At 39.7% G+C, this 22,247-nt stretch carries 22 protein-coding genes; 3 read left to right on the top strand and 19 right to left on the bottom strand.

Features of this window, described 5'->3' with window-relative positions:
• Nucleotides 1–8: 8 nt before the first annotated feature.
• From VB073_RS08825 to VB073_RS08835, 3 genes are read left to right on the top strand one after another with little or no spacing between them, the layout of a single operon-like run.
• Entirely contained in the window at nucleotides 9–995 is a 987-nt protein-coding gene (locus VB073_RS08825; RefSeq protein WP_323403790.1) for a D-alanine--D-alanine ligase, read from the top strand.
• 22 nt (nucleotides 996–1,017) lie between these two features.
• Entirely contained in the window at nucleotides 1,018–2,184 is a 1,167-nt protein-coding gene (locus tag VB073_RS08830) for a 1-acyl-sn-glycerol-3-phosphate acyltransferase (protein WP_323403791.1), read from the top strand.
• Nucleotides 2,181–2,789, top strand: coding sequence for a hypothetical protein (locus VB073_RS08835; RefSeq protein ID WP_323403792.1), 609 nt, complete (start codon nucleotides 2,181–2,183; stop codon nucleotides 2,787–2,789). Before VB073_RS08830 ends, VB073_RS08835 begins: the two co-directional genes overlap by 4 nt.
• Here the strand turns inward: VB073_RS08835 and VB073_RS08840 are convergent.
• The 19 genes from VB073_RS08840 to VB073_RS08930 all read right to left on the bottom strand — a co-directional run bounded on the left by VB073_RS08840 (nucleotide 2,786) and on the right by VB073_RS08930 (nucleotide 22,036).
• A complete protein-coding gene (locus VB073_RS08840; RefSeq protein ID WP_323403793.1) occupies nucleotides 2,786–3,628 on the bottom strand; it encodes an energy transducer TonB in 843 nt (280 codons plus the stop codon). The genes VB073_RS08835 and VB073_RS08840 overlap by 4 nt on opposite strands.
• Nucleotides 3,629–3,698: 70 nt before the next feature.
• Nucleotides 3,699–4,841, bottom strand: a complete 1,143-nt coding sequence (locus tag VB073_RS08845; RefSeq protein WP_323403794.1) for a 6-bladed beta-propeller — start codon at nucleotides 4,839–4,841, stop codon at nucleotides 3,699–3,701.
• 40 nt (nucleotides 4,842–4,881) lie between these two features.
• Nucleotides 4,882–6,891: a WG repeat-containing protein gene (locus VB073_RS08850; RefSeq protein ID WP_323403795.1), complete on the bottom strand. Its 2,010-nt coding sequence runs from the start codon at nucleotides 6,889–6,891 to the stop codon at nucleotides 4,882–4,884.
• Nucleotides 6,892–6,901: 10 nt separating this feature from the next.
• Entirely contained in the window at nucleotides 6,902–7,717 is an 816-nt protein-coding gene (locus VB073_RS08855; protein ID WP_323403796.1) for a hypothetical protein, read from the bottom strand.
• A 13-nt stretch (nucleotides 7,718–7,730) separates the two neighbouring features.
• Complete coding sequence (locus VB073_RS08860) at nucleotides 7,731–8,849, bottom strand: radical SAM/SPASM domain-containing protein (protein ID WP_323403797.1); 1,119 nt, start codon at nucleotides 8,847–8,849, stop codon at nucleotides 7,731–7,733.
• Between the two features lies 1 nt (nucleotide 8,850).
• Complete coding sequence (locus VB073_RS08865) at nucleotides 8,851–9,711, bottom strand: hypothetical protein (RefSeq protein WP_323403798.1); 861 nt, start codon at nucleotides 9,709–9,711, stop codon at nucleotides 8,851–8,853.
• A gap of 6 nt (nucleotides 9,712–9,717) precedes the next feature.
• A complete protein-coding gene (locus VB073_RS08870) occupies nucleotides 9,718–9,960 on the bottom strand; it encodes a hypothetical protein (protein WP_323403799.1) in 243 nt (80 codons plus the stop codon).
• Entirely contained in the window at nucleotides 9,957–10,373 is a 417-nt protein-coding gene (locus tag VB073_RS08875) for a hypothetical protein (RefSeq protein WP_323403800.1), read from the bottom strand. Before VB073_RS08875 ends, VB073_RS08870 begins: the two co-directional genes overlap by 4 nt.
• Nucleotides 10,374–10,778: 405 nt before the next feature.
• Nucleotides 10,779–11,951 carry an energy transducer TonB gene (locus VB073_RS08880; RefSeq protein WP_323403801.1) on the bottom strand — a complete coding sequence of 391 codons (1,173 nt, stop codon included), beginning with the start codon at nucleotides 11,949–11,951 and terminating at the stop codon, nucleotides 10,779–10,781.
• A gap of 435 nt (nucleotides 11,952–12,386) precedes the next feature.
• Nucleotides 12,387–12,917: a class I SAM-dependent methyltransferase gene (locus tag VB073_RS08885; RefSeq protein ID WP_323403802.1), complete on the bottom strand. Its 531-nt coding sequence runs from the start codon at nucleotides 12,915–12,917 to the stop codon at nucleotides 12,387–12,389.
• A gap of 100 nt (nucleotides 12,918–13,017) precedes the next feature.
• On the bottom strand, nucleotides 13,018–13,314 hold the full coding sequence (locus VB073_RS08890) for a rhodanese-like domain-containing protein (protein ID WP_323403803.1): 297 nt from the start codon (nucleotides 13,312–13,314) through the stop codon (nucleotides 13,018–13,020).
• Nucleotides 13,315–13,347: 33 nt separating this feature from the next.
• Complete coding sequence (locus VB073_RS08895; RefSeq protein WP_323403804.1) at nucleotides 13,348–15,816, bottom strand: FAD-dependent oxidoreductase; 2,469 nt, start codon at nucleotides 15,814–15,816, stop codon at nucleotides 13,348–13,350.
• A 63-nt stretch (nucleotides 15,817–15,879) separates the two neighbouring features.
• Nucleotides 15,880–16,242 (bottom strand): MarR family winged helix-turn-helix transcriptional regulator, encoded by a 363-nt coding sequence (locus VB073_RS08900; RefSeq protein ID WP_323403805.1) that lies wholly within the window; start codon nucleotides 16,240–16,242, stop codon nucleotides 15,880–15,882.
• Between the two features lie 422 nt (nucleotides 16,243–16,664).
• Nucleotides 16,665–17,030 carry a DUF805 domain-containing protein gene (locus VB073_RS08905; RefSeq protein ID WP_323403806.1) on the bottom strand — a complete coding sequence of 122 codons (366 nt, stop codon included), beginning with the start codon at nucleotides 17,028–17,030 and terminating at the stop codon, nucleotides 16,665–16,667.
• 136 nt (nucleotides 17,031–17,166) lie between these two features.
• Entirely contained in the window at nucleotides 17,167–17,616 is a 450-nt protein-coding gene (locus tag VB073_RS08910) for a hypothetical protein (RefSeq protein WP_323403807.1), read from the bottom strand.
• Between the two features lie 419 nt (nucleotides 17,617–18,035).
• Nucleotides 18,036–18,326: a hypothetical protein gene (locus VB073_RS08915; protein ID WP_323403808.1), complete on the bottom strand. Its 291-nt coding sequence runs from the start codon at nucleotides 18,324–18,326 to the stop codon at nucleotides 18,036–18,038.
• A 64-nt stretch (nucleotides 18,327–18,390) separates the two neighbouring features.
• The gene (locus VB073_RS08920; protein WP_323403809.1) at nucleotides 18,391–20,286 is read right to left on the bottom strand and encodes a M56 family metallopeptidase; all 1,896 of its coding nucleotides are present in this window, start codon (nucleotides 20,284–20,286) and stop codon (nucleotides 18,391–18,393) included.
• A complete protein-coding gene (locus tag VB073_RS08925; RefSeq protein WP_323403810.1) occupies nucleotides 20,283–20,648 on the bottom strand; it encodes a BlaI/MecI/CopY family transcriptional regulator in 366 nt (121 codons plus the stop codon). The genes VB073_RS08920 and VB073_RS08925 overlap by 4 nt, the downstream gene beginning before the upstream one ends.
• Nucleotides 20,649–20,719: 71 nt before the next feature.
• Nucleotides 20,720–22,036: a 6-bladed beta-propeller gene (locus VB073_RS08930; protein WP_323403811.1), complete on the bottom strand. Its 1,317-nt coding sequence runs from the start codon at nucleotides 22,034–22,036 to the stop codon at nucleotides 20,720–20,722.
• Between the last annotated feature and the right edge of the window lie 211 nt (nucleotides 22,037–22,247).

Raw genomic sequence — 22,247 nt, forward strand, 5'->3', positions numbered from 1 at the left:
TTTCAACGATGAAAAAAAATATAGCGGTTATATGGGGGGGGTACTCTTCAGAAATTGTAATATCTGAGAAGAGTGCTGCCGGTATATACTCCTTTATGGACAAGGAGAAATACAACGCCTACAAGGTAAGGATTGGCCGCACTTCGTGGGAAGTGGAGGATCTCGGAAGTTTTTATCCTGTAGATAAAAATAATTTCAGTTTCACTGATGGCGATGGCAGGAGTATCCTTTTCGATTTCGCCTACATCACGATCCATGGGACTCCCGGCGAAGATGGAACGCTTCAGGGTTATTTCGATATGTTGGGTATCCCCTACTCCAACTGTGGTGTACTGGCATCGGCATTGACATTCAACAAGTTCATCTGTAACAGGTTTCTGAATAATTTCGGGATTGAGGTGGCCAATTCAATTCTTCTGCGCAAGAATGATTACTGGCAAAGTGACGTGATTATCTCCACCCTGGGATTACCCGTTTTCGTGAAGCCCAATCTGGGTGGATCCAGCTTTGCCACTACCAAGGTGAAGGAGCAATCACAACTCGGAGGTGCTGTCGAAGAGGCGTTCAGGGAAGCACCTGAAGTAATCATCGAGAGTTTCCTGCAAGGAACGGAAGTGACCTGTGGCTGCTTTGAGACAAATAAAGGAATGACGGTGTTACCGCTGACCGAAGTGGTTACCACCAACGAGTTTTTCGATTTCGACGCCAAGTACAACGGTCAGGTAGATGAGATCACCCCTGCCCGCCTTCCTGAAGAGACTACATTGATCATTCAGAAGGAAACTCAAAGGATCTATCGCCTGATTGGCGCCAAAGGGATTATCCGTGTCGATTATATCCTCATCGGCGATAAGCCCGTACTATTGGAAGTAAACACTACACCGGGAATGACCTCCACCAGTTTTATCCCTCAACAGGTGAATGCTGCCGGACTCTCCATGACGGAGATCATTACAGAGATCATCGAGACAACACCGGATCAAATAAAAAGATAATCCCCTTTTACCTTATAATGCGATGACAGAAACGATCAACCGATTCAATGATATCAGCCCGATACCCGACAACGAGGTATCGCAAACGATCGAGAGGCTTCTCGCCAATACCTATTTCAGGCGGGCAGCCGAATCTTTCATAAAACCCCTTCCGTGGGAACAGTTTGTGGAGATGATACGCCAATGCCGAACCAAATACGATTTTCAGCTTCACATTATCTATCCGGCAATGAAACAACTGATTGCCAGGACCACTACCGAGATGAGTGGCACGGGATGGGAGAATATACCCGAGGGGAAAGGATGCCTTTTCATTTCCAATCACCGTGATATTGTGTTGGATGCCGCCTTCCTGAATATACTCATGTTCGACCAAAAGAGGCCCACCACTGAAATAGCCATTGGGGATAATCTATTGATATACCCCTGGATAGAAGAACTGGTGCGCCTCAACAAGAGCTTTATCGTCAAACGGGGTGTGTCCGTACGTCAGATGCTGGAGGTGTCGAAACATCTCTCTGATTATATCCATGATACGGTGAACCGAAGAGCGGAATCGGCATGGATCGCCCAACGTGAAGGACGGGCAAAGGATTCGAACGATAAGACCCAGGTGAGTCTGTTGAAAATGCTCACACTACATGATAGTTCTGCACCAGGACAGGAATTGCAGAGCCTGCACATCGTACCCCTTTCCATTTCCTATGAATTGGATCCCTGCGACTATCTCAAAGCCAAAGAGTTTCAACTCAAGCGGGATAATCCGCAATACAAAAAAACGGAAGCCGACGACATTGAAAACATGTACATCGGAATTACGGGTTTCAAGGGACATGTCACATTCCGGTTTGGAAATTGCATCGACAACGCAATCAACACTATTCCCGAAACGACGGGAAGGAATGAATTGCTGGAGGAAGTTGCCTCTCTTATCGACCGGGAGATCTACCTCAACTACACTTTTTTCCCGTTCAATTATGTAGCATACGACCTGATGACCGGCAGTGGCCGGTTCTCATCGCAATATACCGACGAAGAGCGTTTAAAATTCAATACTTACCTGCAAGGACAGATCAACAAAATAGATATACCCAACAGGGATGATGATTTCCTTCGTATGAAATTAATAGAAATGTATGGAAATACGGTCAAAAACAATCTGGATGTGAAACAAGTGATTGGACAATGAAAAGTTATACAACAATTCTTCTGGCATCTCTGCTTCTCTCTCTTTCTGCATGTAAAAAGGACTCGGAAAGAATAGAAGATTATTTTGTGGAATTTGCCACAGTAGTGAAAGAAAACTCGAATTACCGTTTCAGGCTTGATAATGGCAGACTACTTATTCCCCAGGATGTAAAAAGTTACTCCGGGCAAGAAGGACAGCGTGTCATTCTCAATTATATTCCCCTTGAAGGAGATGCTATCAGGATTAATTTTATATCCAATATATTTACAGGGACTATTCAACCGGATGGTTTTCCGGAAAAATATTCAGATGACCCGGTAAAAATACAGAGTGTATGGGTAGGCGGAGAATACCTGAATCTGATCTTTGAAACGGAATATCATAGCATCCAACATAGTATTGCCTTACTACGCGATACATCCTCCGAGTCTATCGATCTATATTTGAGCCATTCAAGGGAGAATGATCCCGCAGGATATCCCAAGATAATGTATAGCTCCTTTCGACTCAGCGATCTCCGGAGACAAGCAGACAACTCACCCACTCCCTTCCGCCTCTTCATCAACACCTACACAGGAATGCGTGTATTCGAACTGGATTTTTAATTCAACGGTGGTATCGGCTCTTCGTCTATTACAAAGTCTATGGGCAAAAGGCATTTCACATTCACTTTCTCACCATTATTTTCTCCCGGGATCCATTTTGGCATAAGTCCCAGTACGCGTACAGCTTCTTCATTGAGTGCTTTGTTCGATCCTTCCACTACCTCAATATTCGAGATGGAGCCGTCACTGCCTACAATAAACGAGCAAAGGATTCGCCCCTCAATCCCCTCTTGTCTGGCTTCACGCGGATAACGGATATTATGTGCTATAAAATCTGATAATTCCTTTTCTCCATAGGTATAGACCGGCATCTTGTCTACGATAGTATAAATCGTATTATTTTCGATTAAAGAAGCATCTTTTTTGGAATAATCTCGGGTAGGCTGCACAGCAGCTCCATTGGCAATTGCTTCCTTATTGAGTTTGAAATACATGGGCACATATGTTTCGGAGCGTACTATCTCTCCCTTATGCCGGGCAGGACGCCAGGGCGGCATTGACTGTAATATACGTAACGCTTCCTCATTCAAAAGCGGATCTGCACGGTGGATAATATTAAAGTTGGAAAGTGCGCCATCTTTCTCCACAACGAAAGTATATACTACCAACCCTTGCGCATCGCGCTCTCTCGCCTCGGGAGGATATTTCAATGTAGTTGCAATAAAACGGTGCATTTCGGCACTTCCGCCCGTGTACATCGGTTCCACATCGGGATTCTCAATAATTTTATCACTTTTCGAAACTGGCGGTTCCTGCGCCACAATAACTGATTGGTTCGCTACAAAAGTTCCAACAACCATAGATATAGCGAGAGCAAAGAGAAATTTGGGTATATCCATCTGACTTAAATACGCTGAATTGTGTTATTTTTTGATTTGATCACAAAGGTACAAAAATCAACATAAAAAATCACCACATTCTGTTTTTAACTTCACTCTTCAGTTTTCCGATAAACACCACATTGTTGGCTCCTTCTTCCAAAGTAGAAAGTGTCTTATTGAGTATCTTTTTGTCATTCTCAGAACAATCCTTTTTAGCAAGGCGATCTTCAATATTTTCAATCAACTGTTCCGGCTGAAGGTTGTACACCCAATATCCGTTACGAAGTTGTGTAATAAAGGTTGGGGCAGGCATATTCCCGTAATAATCATTTACCACCTTAACCCATGAAGATGTTTTATTCTTCAGATCTGTGGCTACCAACCCTTTACCGAAAATAAAGGTCAACAAAAGCTCTTTATTTACCTGGTAATACTGTTTGAAGGGTTTCTCAGATGATTCGAACGTCATCATAAAGCCGGGCTTTATCTTATTATTTTTTACGTCAAAATGATACAATGTATCACTGCTGGTATGGAGAAAATCGAACACCCCTGGTACATTCCTTGTGTTGAAGATTTCACCATCAAAACTTCTCACAACCAAATGTGAGGGTGATGTCAACCCTCTCAACACCTCACCTGTACTGGCATTGAACTGTGCTGCTATTGCCTGATTTCCAAAAGGCATATGTATAACAGTCAGAATACCATCCTCGAGAAACATTTTGGGCTTTTGTAGCCTGATAGGTGCAACTATATCCCGGAGAAATTGCCCCGATGTATTGTACACCATTATCTTATCACTATTCATAGAGGTCAGGTATACCAACTCGTTTTTGTCATCGATAATATCATCATAAAGAGAAATAGTATATTCGCCGGGACCTCCGCCTTGTGAACCTACATTAGTAATAAATTTTCCTGAGCGGTCGAATAGCATGTAAGGTCTGTTATCACGCTGTCTTACTCCGATATATTTATCGGTCACTGTAGTAAACCACGGGTTAACATATGTATCGTCATTAGTTTCAAGCTGCACTAAATCGCAATCTTCTACCAAACTACTGAGAGCAATAATGTTGGTATCGGATCTCAGTTCATTCAGCGAAAAAGCATACATTTTATCTCCATTGACCATAATTTCGGTTACAGAGCCATCCCCTTTGGGGGAACAACAATAGGCGCCTAACAATAGCGCTGCTAAAAACAGGAATTGAATTTTTGATTTCATGTTACAAAACTTTATTAATATTAGAATAACTATTGGATCATTATCGTTGTACTCCTCCTTTTCGTTTCATATGAAAATCCGGATGTTCATTGGAGGGTTCATCCCTTTCCAGAAGATAATCATAATGTTCATTTATCTCTTTCAAAGGCACATTCGATTGCAAAAGTTTTCCGTCGAGGCTATAATAATTCCAGGTGCCCTGTTGTAATACCACTATTTTTGATCGTGAGATATTATCTTCCATCCTCGACCAGGAACCATCGGATACCTCTTTCAAGAACCTGGAAATATCTAAAATCACATTATCACAAGATACAGGTAATATTTCTTTATTTTCGCAAGACAGAACTCCATACTTCCCATTTTTCCTCACGACTGTAATATCCTTTTTTGGCAGGCCTACATAGTCGTACTCAATGGGTATAATAATCTCACCTTTGGGAGACATGATTCCATATTTGCCATGCTTTTTCACAAAATGACCCTCAGGACCATATTCCACCCACCCCGACAAACCATCATAGACAATCGGAATAATGATATTATTTTTATCATCAATCGTACCCATCTTCCCATCTTTTTCAACGATATATATATGTGCTATATCCGGAAACATAGTTTCATGGCATGAATGATTATAATGAGTATCATATATTGCACTATAGTCAAAGGGGATCACTACTTTTCCCTCTTCACCATAAATACCCACCCTCTTATTTTGGTCGACATACACCATGTTCCCTCTCACAGCATAAATAGAGTCATAATCAAATGGTTGAACAATCTCGTTATCTTTAGTAACCACTCCATAACAGCCATCTTTTTTCGCGATATATCCTTTAACTCCGAAAATTGGCATGGGACAGTATAATGTATCATACAGAAATGGAATTGTTTGCTTTCCATGATAGTCTATGGCTCCTTTTTTATTTTCATGATCGGTCATAAAAAGGGTTCCATTATCGTTCATATAGGAGACAATCTCTGCATCAGAGATGATATTCAGTTCTTTATCGAATATCGTGACTTTGTTTTCTTTGGTTGCCACAAAGATATCAGCGTACTTAGAATAGTTAGAAGGCTGTACCACTAAATCATACTCCAATGGCAATACCAATTTGCCATATTCATTTATAATCCCATACTTCTTTTGATTGGCTACTATCGCTTTTCGTCCCAACCTGAATTCTTCAGCATAATCATATACTCCGAATGGGACTACCTCTTTGTGATTTTTATTCAGGTATGCATATTTTATCTCAGCAGATGATGTTGTCTTTATATTTACGGAATTACTTCCTGAAGTTGATTGAGATGTACCATTCTCTCTTGTCTTTACAAGGATAGGGAGATTTTTACCATCTTCCGGCAAAAAATAGGAGGTGATGCCAAGCGCAATTTCATAATCGCTGAAACCGGACAACTGTACTCCTATAGTAGAAAAACAAGCCCATTTGTCCGCTTTCCACACAAAAAGCAAATCTCCATTTTGTGGATAATTCATCCGGTCATAATCGAAAGGAATAATTATCTTATTTTCAGCACTGATGACGCCATATTTTCCATTCTTTGCTACCATGGCAATCCCCGGTTCATAGAAATATCCTATATGAGGATCGTACTCAAATGGAATGACGGTTTCACCCTTCCTGCCTATAAATCCTAATTTTTCATCTTTCACTGCCGGAGCCAGTCCCACACATGGTGAAAAGACACCTATATCCTCATAGATAAAAGGAACTAAGATATTCTCATTGATATCTATAAAACCTTTTTTCTCCCCTTGATGTGCAAGTATCATTCCTTCATGATCCACAGGATTCAGAAATTTATATTTTCCCAACGGAATCACAATATTTCCGATTGAGTCGATAAATCCCCAGGAGGAGTCATCTGAAATTCTTCTGTATTCCACAACTTTGTTCAGAGAGAGTTTCCCGCTATCATCCATCTCAAAATCATTTGAAATTGAATATGCTTTTCCCTTTTCCTGACAAAACAGAGGAATAGAGGAGATGAATAAAAAGAAAACAATAAATATCCGTCTCATATCTGTTTGTTTATATTCTTATATCATTATTTTTTAACCATTTAATAAAATCATTAACCTGTGCCAGCAATAATTTTTCGGCCTCTTTTTTTGCAAGTTTCTCTCCCTCCTGCCAATCGTCGTTCGTAATTTGCGGGATGGGATCGTAAAAAATAACAGCATTCATTTTTCTCTGCTTTTGTAATTGTTCGTTGATATTTACAGCAGTATGCTTGGTGTTATAACGGGAAATACTGGAGAGAAGTAAATTGCTCTTGAATTTGTAATGATCTTCTGTCGTCACAAATTGAATCACCCATTCTGAATCTGGATTATGAGCATCCATTTTCAATTCAATTTTCGGATTTTCAACAACACCGTCTATGGAATATACCTTGGGTGGCCCATCAAATGAGAATGTGGGGCAATTTTTCCGGGTGAAATAATAACCTTCGGCAGCCAATTTATCCAGGATGATTTTTATGGCCTCCTCTTCAGAAAGAAAGACTGGCGGCGACATTACGATGCAGCCGGTGGAACCTTGACCACTCCCGTGTGCAAAGATGGGAGCAACATTGGTAACCACACTCTGGGGTATGTCAGCAAGAGAATCGTCATCATCCGAATAGTATGCCTCTAATGAATCGACGATCTCAATCGCCTCACTTTTTCTCGTTGTCCCTGTCCCGCATCCCGAAACCAGAAAGGCCATGAGTGAGGTAGCCACAAATTTATTCTTGAGCCAATTAGACGGGATATGGCGGGACAACAAGACAGGGTATTGTATAAACAACTCGATTGTGGGATAATCGGGCTTACGGCTGTTATGTACCGGTTTAATTTCCATACTTGTTTTCTTTTCAATGCATATCTTCAATCATTGATAAAATGGGATATATCGCATTGTAATGCTTTTGGATGAACATGGCCGATCCCTTTTTGAATAGTTTCTCACCCAACCTGTCGACTATCGGGATCAAAATACGTTCAGTCTCACAAACAACCGGAGAGACCTGATTGAGTTCCCCTGTGAGCTGCCAACTCAAACAACTGCATTTGTTGTTACAGCGCAGGTTATAGTCACATTTCACACAACTCTCTATTTGCGTCTGCGATTCCTGGTAAAGTTGATTTTGCATTTTACCATCAATTCCACCCACTACCGAGCCAATCGCATATTGACGATTTGACACACCATCCTTTACAAACTGTACACAAGGGTAAATCAACCCGTCGAAGGCGACCGAAATCTGCTTTTGTCCTAAATGGCACCGATAACACTCAAAATTATTACGGCGGATATGGCTTGCCAGTTTCATTTCGAACGGCGAGAAATAAAATTTCTCCTCATTCAGGATATGTCTCTCATAAATCGTGGAGATTCGTTCATATTGCCGCTTTAATTCTCCGATTGCTTTGTCATTCCAATGGTTGGAAGAGTAATCGAGTGAGGCGATAATATACTTGAACCCTTTTTGCAACAGGAATTCCACCGAATCCGAATAATAGATAAGGGTTTCGGGGGAAACGGTCATCAGCACTTTGGCATAAGGCTGATACCGTAAAAGCAAGTCCATTTTCTCATTCAATATAGAGAAGGTTGGTTTACCATTCGGAAAACGTCTATAGGTATCATGCGCCTGTTCATTCCCGTCGACACTCAACGAAATCTGTAAACCCACTTTGTTTGCGTATTCTAAAAAGTCGGTATCCAGAAAAATACCGTTAGTAGTTACTTTATAATGAAAATAACCCGATTTTGTATGGCTATAGGCAATGGTTTCACGGATTAAATCTTTTTTCAATAGCGGTTCTCCACCAAAAAAGATTATACCTGTGTTGACGGGGTACTTTTCAGCAATGAAATCAATGGTTTGGAAAGCCACCTGCTGCGACATATCGTCACGTTTCGCAGGCGGCGAATAGCAATAGCTGCAATTCAGATTGCAACCGGTTGTAATGTGCAGAGTTACGTGCATATTATATCTTTATATTATTACTTTTTAGCCATTGAATAAAATCTCTGACTTGCGCGATTAATAGATTTTGTGACTCTTCTTTGGCTAACTTTATATGCATATGAAAGTCCCCCGGTTTACTAAAATCTATCCTCGTCACAGGGTCATAAAAAACAACGGCATTGGTTTTCTTTTGTTTTTTCAATTGTTCATTGATGATTTCAGCCGCTTGTTTGGTATCATAACCTGAAACAGAAGAGATGCAATTATCATTTTTAAATTTGGCGAAATCATCTGTCGTGATAAATTGAATCACCCAATTGGAATTTGGATTATAGGCATCCATCTCCAATTGAATCTTTGCTCTTCCATCGTATTCACCACATTCATTCGCGATGGGTGGTACTTTAAATGGAAAGACAGGACAGTTCTCCCGACTGAGAGAATAACCCTCTAATGCTAACTCGTTCAGAATGATTTCCAAGGCTTCATCTTCCGACAAAAAGACAGGGGGAGACATTACGACACAGCCTGTTGCACCACTACCACTTCCATGAGCGAAAACAGGTGCGACCTCTGTTGCCGCAAGTTTGTTTTTTATTTTTTTCTGTAGTCTGTTTTTAGTATCAGTTGGATTTGCAACAGTCTGTCCTGCACTGGAAAGATTGGTTTCCAATGAATCGACGATTTCTACTGTTTCACTTTTCTTGGTTGTATTCGTCCCGCAACCGGAAAGCAAAAAAGCCATCAGTGATGTTGCCACGAATTTGTTTCTGAGCCAACTACCCGGGACATTGCGGGATAACAATTCAGGGTATAGCATAAACAGCTCAAGAGTAGGATAGTTGGGCTTTATAGTATTATGTACCGGCTTAATTTCCATATTTACCTATTGTTTTAGTTCATTGATTAAAGCGTCAATATCTTTTGGCGAAAGAATATCTTCTGTTGTCATAGCGTGTAATTTATCACACATTTTGACCACCCTGTCCATTTTAGAATCTTTACGAGGAGAATGGGTTTCACCTGTTTTAATTGCTCCTTTTTTGTCAGTAGTTGCAAAATAATAACTTGTTCCATCCATAATCACCTCATTTTCTTCAAGTTCAACCATTTTTCCGTCAATTTTCATGGATTTTTTTTCGGCACTCGCGCTTTAGTCTGATTTGCCAATAGTCTAAATAACTCACCAATTTTCAGATACAACCCTTTATCGATTTCCGTTTTACAAGTAACTACCTTAACGGCCATTCTATTTCTGGCATACCAATAATTTTCTGAAAGGGTGTTCGAGAGGATAAAATATTTACCGTCAATTTTCTCCACGGAGAAAGCATATTCACTGTCAAAAGAGGGCATAGAAGCATACCGTGCATACGGGTTTTGAGAAAACCCGGTATGAAGCAATGGGAACACCTTATCGTAAAACCCTTTTAATTGCCCCTCATAAGCATTGAAATCTCTTGCAGGAATTAAATGGCCACTCTGTCCAAAACTTAACAGAGTTGTTAAGAGAAAAGTGAATATCAATGATACTTTTTTCATCACTTTCTTTTTTAATAATGGTAAATCTTTAAGAACTACATAGTTGTGGGACTAAATCCCTCGTTAATATGGTAAAATCATGTTACAGCTTGTGCACGCACAAATTTACTCAATAATTTAACAAAAACAATACTTACAGTGAAATAAGAATTGGCAGGCAAGTTAAAAGAGGGAGTACATCTTCAAATCCCTCATCAATAGATTTACGGTAGTGTATATACCAGTTGATGGTATTCGGTAACGATATATCGGAATGCTCCAGTATCTCCTTTACGACATAAATCTATATATGATGCTTCATCACCATCCATCCATTACTTTTTATTATTATACATAAATAATACAGTTCAGTCGAATTTTTAGGAGATAATTCGGTATTTGTTTTTTCATTGGATTTTTTGAATCTTAACTCAAAAGTTGTATTCTTAGGGGGACAAGATAATATACCCGAACAGGCTTTCCATCCTTTTTTCCCGGTTTCCATTGCGGCATTCTTTTTATAACCCTCATTGCCTCTGCGTCAATATACCGCTCTAAAGGTCTTACAATTTCAACGGCACCAATTGACCCATCCTTCTCTATAATTACTCCACAAATTATAGTACCTACGATAGCCGATTCTGCATACTCAAGAGGCCATCTTAAATTGGTTGAAATAAACTTCACCATCTCTTCAGCTCCTCCGGGAAACACAGGTATATCTTCCAATACTTCCTCCATCCTGTATATTTTGTTATCTTCCAATTTAAAGTAGATAGTAATATCATGTGCAGGCCAATTATCCTTTTTCACTGGAATTGTCCAGAGCAAGCGCCTTCCCTCCATATCAAGAGAACTACTGCCACTCGAACGGACTATTTCTATTTGACGTATGTTCAACACACTATCAATCCCATATTTATAGACTGCCATTCCTTCCACACCATTAACAAGATCAATCAAAGGATAATGTATATTGGTGTAAATATATTCTGTAAATTTGATGCTGTCTGAAAAAACATCATGGCTTTTAGATTCTACATACATCGCATCATCGCCTCCTGGAAATTCTGTCGTGGTTTCAATTAGATAAGCAATGACATCCTGAAAATTCTCTTTTGTCTTCTCTAATAGTTTTTTGGTGGATTTTGGTGTTAGTACTTTTACCCAATATGTTACAATTGCATCATATCCATATTCTTCTTTCTGTTTTTCATCTAATAGAAAAAGCCCCGTTGATATCTTGGCGTTATGTTTTTCTTTCCATTCCCTAACTTTATCAAAATACTCACTCTTCGATCCAAGTTTTCCACCACCACTGCCTGTAACAAACAAAATTCTCTTGCTATAAAAATTGAAGTCATTCAATTTAATTGCATTTTTCAAATACTCATTCAAAAAAACTGCCTCCAATTCAGTCAATATCGGATTATCATCTATTCCGCAATTGGTTGGATCAGGATCAGGATCAAAATTAAAAGAATGAAGATCATAAATCCATCCCTCCCATCTTCTCTCTTTAACAGTTTCCCATGAATTACAAAAACAAGAAGAAACAGAAATCAGAACAAATAACTTGAACAAAAATATTCTTTTCATAATTTATTTTTATTTCATATATCTTTCAAACAGTTCAATGAATACAGGCTCGGCTTTGTCGTGGTTACACCCTTTAACGATTCCAATAATCCTATATTAAACAAGATATTTATATATAAATTTGGCTCTTTCGAGACGCTTGATTTTGCCACATAAAATGTATCCAATGCACTTTCATTATCATTCAAGTCATTATAAATTTGTGCCAACATAAAATACGGCCTATCATAACAAATATCGTTACTATTTTATTCATGATCTGTTTTAAAATCAGGGCATTTGAAATCCACATAAGGTAATCTAACCGGAAGAGTAAATCCTGAACTAACCGGTGTCTCGAATTGTTTTGCGGGAGTCCACATATACCATCTTGTATAATTGGTTGTAAAAGGCAAATATACGCAACCGTATTAAAAGGCGATCAACGATGGTAAGTTATTTTTTTTCAGCAATGCATTGGATCACTGAAGAAGTTCCTGTATGTCCAAATCCTTCGGACAGAAAGATCTCTTTTTCCTCTAATCTGAGGATACGAAAACCGCTGAAAATCTCTTCAACTTCTTCAAGAGAGAAAAGCATACCCGAATCCCTTGGTCCACCTGCCTGGGGATTATTTTGTTGCTGTTTTTCCTGTTTTTTACTGAATGCTTCGAAGATTACTTTACCTCCGGGCTTCAGACAAGGTAACAGATTCCGGTAATAGGCAGATTTTTGTAGGGATGGCACATGAGCATAAATAAATGCGATCACATCAAAATCAGCTTCATGGCAATTGAAATCCGGATAATCACATAAATGATAAATCATCTGAACATCATTTTCCCGTGCAAACTTCAATGCTTTTTGAAGGGCGACAACACTACTGTCAAACGCTGTAACATTCCACTTTTTGAGTGCGGCATATACGCCATTTCTCCCCTCTCCCTCTGCAGGTAATAAAATTTTTCCCGGAGATAACGTTTCCATTATTGTCCGGAAAAAATCATTCGGTTGCTTTCCGTAAACATATTCCTCCGAAGAATAACGTTTATTCCAATCGGTGTTCATTGCTATATCCAACTATGCTTTATGCAAACAAATGCCATCCCCCACCATTGTAGGCTTCAAATCCCCGCCTTTTGAGCAAACCCACTGCCTGGGCACTTCGCCCACCACTCAGACAGACAACCACAATAGGTCTGCTCCTATCGAGCCTGTCCATTTCAGTCGGCAAAAGGAAAAGCGGAATATTTACCGATCCCTTCGCATGTCCTGATTTATACTCGTCTACTTCACGCACGTCCAATAACATCGCGCCATTTTGAATCTTTTCCTTTAATTCGGCACTACCCGACGATTTGAACATATTTCCAAAAAATCCCATATTCTATTGTCTATTATGTATGCTAATTTGATTTTATATAAATAAATTGATATTCGACTGTTCAGCCCTTTCAAGGTAAGTGGCTACTCCTCCGATAGTCACGCCTTCCACCAACTCTTCTTTCCTGATGCCCATCACATCCATCGACATGGAACAGGCAATCAACTCTGCCCCACCCTCTATGGCTTGCTGCATCAGATTCTCCAAGCTGTCTATATGCTTATCTTTCATCACTGAGCGCATCATCTTCCCACCGGCTCCCATCATGTTGATCTTCGACAATCCCAGCTTACGGCTGTTCGACGGCAGCATCATACCAAACATCCTGGAGATAAGATCTTTTTGCACAGCCGGTTTATCCTGTTTCTTGATCACACTCAATCCCCAGAAAGTAAAGAATATGCTCACCTTCTTACCCGCAGCCAACATACCATTCGCTATCACGAATGTTGCCAATGCTTTGTCAAGGTCATCACTGAAAACAATCAGTGTTTTCGTATCACTACCTTGCATTGCATCGCGATTCGTGGAAACAGCAAGGTTTTTCGACTCCGTTTTTTCTACCATAGCCGTAATCACTCCTCCCATATGATCCATACCGATCAGTTTCGCACCGACCATATTACACCAGGCGTTCAAATCCTGTCCGAAAGCCTGGTCGGTTACTTTGATCGTCAGTTGCTGTCCGGTCGATAAGGTATCATAATGCTTTTTCAATTCCCGGATAGGACCCGGGCACTGTAACCCACAAGCATCCACGATCACTTTTTTCTCCGGTTCTACCTTTATCTCACCATCATCTTTGATCACCGGAAAGAAGTCACATTCAATGCCTTTTCCCCCGGAAGCACTCAGTTGATCCTGCAGCACACAGGAATAGGTTTTATATCCTCCCGACAAATTATAGATAGCCGTATAACCATGCTGTAAAAGAATACGGGAAGCTGTATAGCCACGTAATCCTACTGCACAATAGACATATACCGGTATATTGGTCGGGATTTCGGAGAGCCTGCTTCGTAATTCATCCACGGGAATATTCACCGCATTCCCGAGATGCCCGAATTCAAACTCTTCTTTGGTCCTTACATCAAGGATCATCGTCTCGGGTTTCACCTTCAGCATATCATCCCATTGGATCACCTTTACGCGTCCGGCAAGGATATTCTCGGCAATAAATCCAGCCATATTCACAGGATCTTTTGCCGATGAAAAGGGCGGTGCATAGGCATGCTCTATCTCCTGAAGATCGTAAACCGTTCCCCCGTTACGGATGACCTGTGCTAACAGATCAATACGCTTGTCCACACCGTCGAAGCCTACCACCTGCGCCCCGAGCAGTTTCCCGTCGGGAGCGAAGTTGATCTTCACAGTCAACGGCAAAGCGTCGGGATAATAACCGGCATGCGAACCGGCATGGCTGATCGACGTCTTATATTCGATTCCTTCCCGGGCAAGTAATCTTTCCGAAGCACCGGCAGCAACGACCGTCATATCGAAGACTTTGGCCACCGAAGTGCCGATAGTCCCTTTATAAATCCTTTTATTTCCGTAGACGATGTTATCGGCAGCGATCCTCGCCTGTTTGTTCGCAGGGCCTGCCAACGGGATAAGGGCAGGTTTCCCGGTAACAAGGTGGTTTACTTCGATGGCATCACCCACCGCATAAATATCTTTATTGGAAGTCTGCATATAGTCATTCACCTTGATTCCTCCGAGGGTTCCGATTTCCAGACCGGCATTCTTGGCCAGGCCATTCTCCGGCGAGACTCCGATACTCAATATGACAATATCCGCTTCGATGATTTTCTTGCTTTCCATATGCACAACAGTACGATCTCGCTTCGATTCGAATGCCGTTATTTTTTCTTTCAACAAAAGATTGATTTTTCGCGTACGGAGATATTGATGAACCATAGCCGCCATTGGATAATCCACGACACCCATCACCTGATCAGCCTGCTCAACGACCGTCACCGACAATCCCACCTCTTTCAGATTCTCAGCCATCTCCAAACCGATAAAGCCGGCACCTACGATCACGGCTGAAGTAGCTTTCCTCGTAGCAATAACCGATTTGATCCGATCCATATCCGGCACATTCCGTAATGAGAAAATATTCTCGCCCTCTATGCCGTTAATGGGTGGCTTTATAGGTTTCGCTCCGGTAGAAATAACCAATTTATCGTAATTTTCCTCATATTGGGTTGCTGTTTCCAAATCTTTTACAGTGACAGTTTTCCGCTCCGGATCTATAGAAATTACTTCCGATTTTACACGCACATCAATATCGAAACGGCTTTTAAATCCTCCCGGAGTCTGCAAAAACAGTTCGTCCCGCTCTTTGATGGTTCCACCAATATGGTAGGGTAATCCACAATTGGCATACGATACGTACTCATCTTTCTCAAAAATCACAATTTCCGCCTCTTCATCCAATCTCCTGAGACGTGCTGCCGCAGTAGCTCCTCCGGCTACTCCCCCGATAATAATAATCTTCATTTTTATGTGTTAATTGTTTGTCAATACATATATTTGTTAATAGCAACCATATTGTCAAAAAATTTATTCTTTGGCAATAGCATTCAATTTGTCCATCAAAGAATTTACATCAACATTGAACGTACCCATCTCTTTTATTTTATTCTTCCCGGCAGCCGTCAGTGTAAAAATCATCTGCCGTTTGTCGGATGACCCGATTTCCCTCAGGATAAATCCTTTTTCTTCCATTGTGTGGATAATACGCGACACCCGCGAACCGGACAAATCGATAAAATCAGATAGTTCATTGGCCGATTTTGGCTTACCATCTTTCAGGCAACAAAGCAATGCCGCCTCGTTGATCGTGATACCTGTTTCCTCTGCAAACTGCTTCTCGTAAGAATAAAGTGCTTTATATATGTCTTTTAACCGACAAATTGGTTCCATTAAAAATAATTGCTACTAAAAAAATTTCGCAAAGAAAATATTTTTTCGATAAATATCCAAATAATTTTTTTCGAATCGATACAAGCAAAAGCTTTGGCTATGGATAAACTTTTTTAAGTTCGTCTAATTGTCTTTTTGCAAATCTCTTCGCTTGTTCATCCCCATATTCAATAGTCAATTCATAATAGTTGAAGTAGCAACAAAAAGTTTAGGGTCGTCACTATCTACCTTTTCCCATTTTTCGAGAATCTGTAGTTGTCCAACTGTATCATTTTTAGCAAATAAATCAAAAAAAATGTCCCCAAACCCAAAACCAGCAGTGTTATTCTTTTATTCATTACTGTACATTTAATATTGCAATTATGATATTCACGTCAACTCTATTTTTTGCTGTGTTGCACCACACCATATTCCAGTCATAATCAATTTTTCGGATCCGGTCCCCACTCGTTTTCACCCGTCACGCCCTCTTCACACATCCAAATGAGGAGCATAATAGAGCCTATCAGTGGTATCAATGAGTATAAATAATTCCAACCGCCTCTCCCGGTATCATGCAAACGACGCACACATACAGCCAAAGAAGGCACAAATACAATCAAACTATACATCAGATAAAACCAGCCGTAACCATGAAAATGTCGAAAAGTTAATCCCGACACGTTATCGAGAATTATCGCTGCAACTATAAAAATGATATTGAACAGGAAAAACATCCAATACTCTTTCCTTCTTGCACGCCCATAAAAATCAGTATAATGTTCTATAACTTTCAGGTACCAATACATACTAAGTTATTTTAGGTCTAATAGGCATTATGTTGATTAAAGAATGAGTCCATTGAAATCAGGCATCTTAAACCTTATTCGATATAAACTCTAATCTTTAAAAAAATTTTAATATGAATTTCATTTACGGTTGTTACTATTTCTTTATGGTAAATCCAACGGGGGCTTTTAATTGCCCATAGTCATACATATTGATATAGATGGAAACGGTATCTTTAGAGCCTTCCCAGGTTACTCTGTAATTATCGAGGAGTCCTCTTCCATTAAGGCCGTTCTCGGTATCAAAAATACAACAGCTACCTAACCTGTAATAACTCACTTTCTCGCCTTGGGGCCCAGCCAATGCGTTCAAAAATCTCCTTTCATTCAAAGGTCCTTCCTTTTTGTCAACACCACCCACTTTTATAGGATTATCTTCTGTATAACCATAACTCTTATCAGCCGAAATTTCTGTCAATAGAAATGTTTGACTATTGACCAACACTCTTTCTGATGGCGAATATGGCTGATTATCTACGGCCACTTTTTTGGATGATGAACAAGAACAAGCTATTGCCAAAACTCCGATAAAAAATAACTTTTTCATACCTTTTCTTTTAGATTTAATATATTATTGCTTTCAATATTTCATTTATTCACAGCAAATCACATGTAATTAATTCGATTATTAGAATATGATCACAACAAATATAAGGAATAAAATTCACAAACAAACAAAACAGTTAAAATAAATCTGTCGCTTCGTAAATCAACTGATACGACTCTCCATACCAGCACAATTTATTTTATAAATAAAATAAAAGGAAATTCACTATTTAAACAGTTTATCGAAAAATAAACCAGTCGATTTTGAAAAAGGAGTTTGCTTTACCATTACCTTTAAATAACAAATAGACTTTGTCATGCTTCCCTGCAATCGTTCTATCTAAATCAATAAACAGTTCCTACCAAGTTTGATGATTACCGGCATTTATCTGTAAAATACCTACCGGCTTATTTTTCAGGCTACCCAACAACGGCATCAAACCTGGAGCCGGCAGTGCCGGAGTTATGTGCAATCTCGCCTTTTGTTTCATCAAAAGTAAGTTCAATGAAAGGCAACGAAATAGTGTTGTTTTTTTCTGATAGATCCTGACTATCTATCTTTGGAAATGAAACAAGTATTAAAATGAATAAGGATAAACACCTTACATAAGAATGTGTGAAGAGTAAATCTTTCATAGGCCCAAATATACAAACTTTTTTATATTTTTGTCCTTGTGAAAATCGTGGTAATTCTGTTTTACTTTTTTCCACGAAAAAGCGGTTGGTAACGGAAGTGAAGCACCTTATACCAACCGCTTGCTTTTAAAGATAACTATTATGGTATTGGCATACTCATCACAAAAATAGATTTTCTTGTTTTTAACTTATTATCGAGTATCTCTTTCGTCTCTTCAATATCGCTTATAGGTATCTCGCTGCCCGTAACAACCAGGGTTATATCCACAGAGTCGAACAACGATGCTGCAGAATAAGATGAGGAATAAGACATCTGTGTCCCTTTTCCCTGTTCACTATAAGATTCTATACGAAGAACCTCGACAACTCCCATTTTTTGATTTTTCTTGCTGCGATGCACTGAGTAAAAGAGATTGTTTTCTTTACCATCCTTCATCGCCGACGTACGAAGAATGATGTTATCACTCTTCAGTTTTTCCCATTTTTTTTCTACGCGACCTTCCTTCTTCTCATTTTCAGGAATGCCATACAATAGCAATAACGGCTTCTCTTTTCTCAAGCTGACAACCGGAATATTGTCCCGCTCCGACATATCATTCAGTGCTGCTTCATAAGCTGCAGGCAACGTGGAATTCAAAAATGTGAAAACAAATCGGGTAGAAGCCAAACCATCATCCAACAATGTAAAATAAACCGGATCTGGATTATTTTTGTCCATCGCCTCCACAATAATTTTCTTCAAGGCCCGGAGAGACTCTGCACTGTTCCCTTCTTCAGGAGTTTTAAATTCTACTTTCGAGAGATGGTTTTCATATATCATCTGATTTTCGGAATTGATCTGTATCTGCACAACCTGATTACTTGGCAGAGTCTTTCTTACCATTTCTTTCAGACCAATACCTTTTTCCTTACAAAATTGCTGTAGCTCTTCCCAATAGAAAAAAGGATTTTCCTGTACCTGTTCCGCCATACTTTTACCTTTGTCCTGTGAGAGGAGAGATTCCATCTTTTGTTCTTTCTCCGGATGAGAAAACGCGAGAAGCACTCCCGCCATCAACGGCACGATTAGCAAAACCTTCAGTCGTGCCCACGAATTCGATTCTTTTCGTAACATCATAGTAATTCTGTTTTTAATTTTTGATTGATTGAAACTGTTGACGACGGAAGTGAAGCGCCTTTCGCCAACCGCTTTTTTTACTAATAGAAGTTGATATGCCCGTGCATCTGTCCCCTGCTCTATTACCCCGTTATCGGCCTCATATTCGTGTACTTCCCGTAAATCGTTATAGAGCGACCAAACCGCAGGGTTGAACCAGTGTATCAGCAACAATAGTTCAGAGAACATAACATCTATATTATGACGATATCTGATATGCATCTGCTCATGGAGGATGATCTCCCGGGCATTAGAGTGATAGTCTGCCTCCGAAAGCGCGATGTAGTTGAAAAAACTGAATGGTACAATATCCTCCCGGCAAATGACTAACCGGTATCCCTCACACTCCGTGATCGGACTATTCCGGAAAAGGAGCCACAACCGCCGTAGCGACAGAACCAATCGTATGCACATGACCGACAATCCCAGCAGATATATGACAAAGACAATATAAATGAAGGAAAAACCTTTTCTCTGACTTACAACGGGTTCTTTGCCGTAAGGCATAATTCTATCCCCCTCTTCGCTACTTCTCATCTTTTGATTCGGTGCTGTCAAACCGATCCCTTCAGAAATCAGGCTCCTTTCCCCACCTTCGGGAATTCCCATCCTTGCATCCAAACCGGCAAAACCATTTTCAGAAGTTTTATACGAGGCAACTATCTTCTCCAACCTTTCGATAGGCTTTTGAAACATATGGGGTTGTTTTATCTCTATCTTTATCAACGGAAGAAGAGAGCAGATCAATAATCCCACGATCAAAGCGACCCTCGTAAAACGAAAAAAAGTCTCTCTTATCAGCAACAGACGGAAAAAGAGGGAGAAGGCCACAAAGCAAACCGTCGCTTTTACCAGATATAGAATGAATGCTCCTATCATCTTTGCTTTCCTTTTTCTATCTTCTCAATCAATCCTTTTAGTTCATCCAACGACAAGCTCTCTTCCTCGATCAGGGTAGAGACTACATTGGTGTATGAATTATCAAAATAATCTGAAATCACTTTTTTCAATGCCTTGCCTTTATAGGTCTCACGGGAGACAGCAGCAAAATACTGGAAAGTGCTCCCGTACGCTTTGTGATCGACAAAACCTTTTTCTTCCAACAACCTCACGACAGTGGATATTGTGTTGTAATGAGGTTTCGGATCAGGATATTTATCCAGTATTTCACGTACAAACAGGGGACCATTATCCCAAAAGTGTTGCATGATCTCTTCTTCTTTCTCTGTCAATCGTCTCATTATTATATATTTTTATAATTAACCAATCCTAAAGATAATAATTCTCATTCCTTTGGAATAACACTTTTGATTTATTTGTTTTTGCTTTGTTTATTACGGCACAAAATAATTAACTGATTGGTATCGTCGTTAATTCCCGACAACTGTTTCTTAAAAGCGGGAATTGGTGAATATTCTCCTTGTTCCATACTTTCCAATAACTGATAGCCTTCGATAGCACCAATTTTATATTCCCCTGTAATCCAAAACAGCTTAATATTGGGTCCCCCTAAAATATTATCGGTTATTCCTTGCCCGTTTTCGTCTGTCACAATAAACCCACACTTGCTTTTTTTATTATACAAGCAAAAATCAGATGCTCCAGTAGCACGATTCTCAGGAGCAAAGAAAAAGTAATCTGCATCCTCTGAAATAAAAGGCACTCCTAAATACTTATAACCATATGTTGCAAATCCGGATGTTCCAGGACTATATTCAAGCGGTAATTTATACTTCCCAAAATCGATAAAAGCGTATGGGGTTGCTTGAGCGCCCGAAAGCTTCCGAATCGTATCATTGTCGTCAAAACCTTTATAAAATGCGTGGCCATTGTAATGATAGAATGGTGCGGACATTCTTGATGTAACAGCAACTTGATAACCATTGTCTTGACCTGTCCCATAAACTTTATTTGGAATAGATGACACTGTATCCCCTGTCGTGGTAAGTGAAAGGGCTTCAAATTTTTCCCAATGCCCCGGATAGTTGGCAATCCATATCAAAGAATCAGATAGTGCAAATTCACTGAACTGCCGACTTATATGGCGAAGATAATTGCCTTCTATGGAGTAGTACAATAATTGGTTGGGTTCTCCTACTACGATCTCCTTTTTTTGTGGATCTATAAAAAAGCTGGCTGCAATTAAATACTCACCAGGGCCTTGTCCCCTTGCGCCAATTTGCCGGACAAACTGTCCATCTTTACGAAATTTATAAATTACCCCGCGCGCACGAATAAATAAATAATTACCGTAAGGGATAACCTGACGAATGCCGGTAATCACGACTTCATCCGGTGTTTTTAGAACAATATATTCAACCGTGTCGGCAATATCCGACATCAATACCGTCTGTTCTGTTCCTAAACATTGCTCAATATCAATGGTATAAAATTCGACTTCATTTTCATGCATATTTTGCCCTGAACGATTGGTACAACCCACAATCAGAATTGCGAATATAAATACTTTTATGTAATTCATTGAGCATCTTCTATATTTATTACAAGAACTACCATAATCGCCGGCAATGTCAGACTCATAATTCGAAACAATCGAGCTACCTTTCAGCATATTCATGTTGTATTTTAAAGATTCCACCCTACAAATGTAGAGAAATAATCCATCCATCAACTATATATATTGTAAGTATAACTATAAATAACAGTTTAAAATTATATATAATAGTTGTTCACACATTATACCATCTACCATTTTCAATTTTCAATTGTCAAATTATCCCTGGTCTTTCACTATCCTATAAAAAACAAATGAGATATATTATCACTAAAGTGAATCATATCATCAATTTCTCGTTGAAAATCCGTATCTTTGCGCCCCT

It is taken from the genome of Proteiniphilum sp., assembly GCF_034927365.1.
Lineage (GTDB): Bacteria > Bacteroidota > Bacteroidia > Bacteroidales > Dysgonomonadaceae > Proteiniphilum.

Coding starts and splice junctions, on each gene's coding strand:
- VB073_RS08825 (WP_323403790.1), top strand. CDS start 9: ATGAAAAAAAATATAGCGGTTATATGGGGGGGGTACTCTTCAGAAATT.
- VB073_RS08830 (WP_323403791.1), top strand. CDS start 1,018: ATGACAGAAACGATCAACCGATTCAATGATATCAGCCCGATACCCGAC.
- VB073_RS08835 (WP_323403792.1), top strand. CDS start 2,181: ATGAAAAGTTATACAACAATTCTTCTGGCATCTCTGCTTCTCTCTCTT.
- VB073_RS08840 (WP_323403793.1), bottom strand. CDS start 3,628: ATGGATATACCCAAATTTCTCTTTGCTCTCGCTATATCTATGGTTGTT.
- VB073_RS08845 (WP_323403794.1), bottom strand. CDS start 4,841: ATGAAATCAAAAATTCAATTCCTGTTTTTAGCAGCGCTATTGTTAGGC.
- VB073_RS08850 (WP_323403795.1), bottom strand. CDS start 6,891: ATGAGACGGATATTTATTGTTTTCTTTTTATTCATCTCCTCTATTCCT.
- VB073_RS08855 (WP_323403796.1), bottom strand. CDS start 7,717: ATGGAAATTAAACCGGTACATAACAGCCGTAAGCCCGATTATCCCACA.
- VB073_RS08860 (WP_323403797.1), bottom strand. CDS start 8,849: ATGCACGTAACTCTGCACATTACAACCGGTTGCAATCTGAATTGCAGC.
- VB073_RS08865 (WP_323403798.1), bottom strand. CDS start 9,711: ATGGAAATTAAGCCGGTACATAATACTATAAAGCCCAACTATCCTACT.
- VB073_RS08870 (WP_323403799.1), bottom strand. CDS start 9,960: ATGAAAATTGACGGAAAAATGGTTGAACTTGAAGAAAATGAGGTGATT.
- VB073_RS08875 (WP_323403800.1), bottom strand. CDS start 10,373: ATGAAAAAAGTATCATTGATATTCACTTTTCTCTTAACAACTCTGTTA.
- VB073_RS08880 (WP_323403801.1), bottom strand. CDS start 11,951: ATGAAAAGAATATTTTTGTTCAAGTTATTTGTTCTGATTTCTGTTTCT.
- VB073_RS08885 (WP_323403802.1), bottom strand. CDS start 12,917: ATGGAAACGTTATCTCCGGGAAAAATTTTATTACCTGCAGAGGGAGAG.
- VB073_RS08890 (WP_323403803.1), bottom strand. CDS start 13,314: ATGGGATTTTTTGGAAATATGTTCAAATCGTCGGGTAGTGCCGAATTA.
- VB073_RS08895 (WP_323403804.1), bottom strand. CDS start 15,816: ATGAAGATTATTATTATCGGGGGAGTAGCCGGAGGAGCTACTGCGGCA.
- VB073_RS08900 (WP_323403805.1), bottom strand. CDS start 16,242: ATGGAACCAATTTGTCGGTTAAAAGACATATATAAAGCACTTTATTCT.
- VB073_RS08905 (WP_323403806.1), bottom strand. CDS start 17,030: ATGTATTGGTACCTGAAAGTTATAGAACATTATACTGATTTTTATGGG.
- VB073_RS08910 (WP_323403807.1), bottom strand. CDS start 17,616: ATGAAAAAGTTATTTTTTATCGGAGTTTTGGCAATAGCTTGTTCTTGT.
- VB073_RS08920 (WP_323403809.1), bottom strand. CDS start 20,286: ATGATAGGAGCATTCATTCTATATCTGGTAAAAGCGACGGTTTGCTTT.
- VB073_RS08925 (WP_323403810.1), bottom strand. CDS start 20,648: ATGAGACGATTGACAGAGAAAGAAGAAGAGATCATGCAACACTTTTGG.
- VB073_RS08930 (WP_323403811.1), bottom strand. CDS start 22,036: ATGGATGGATTATTTCTCTACATTTGTAGGGTGGAATCTTTAAAATAC.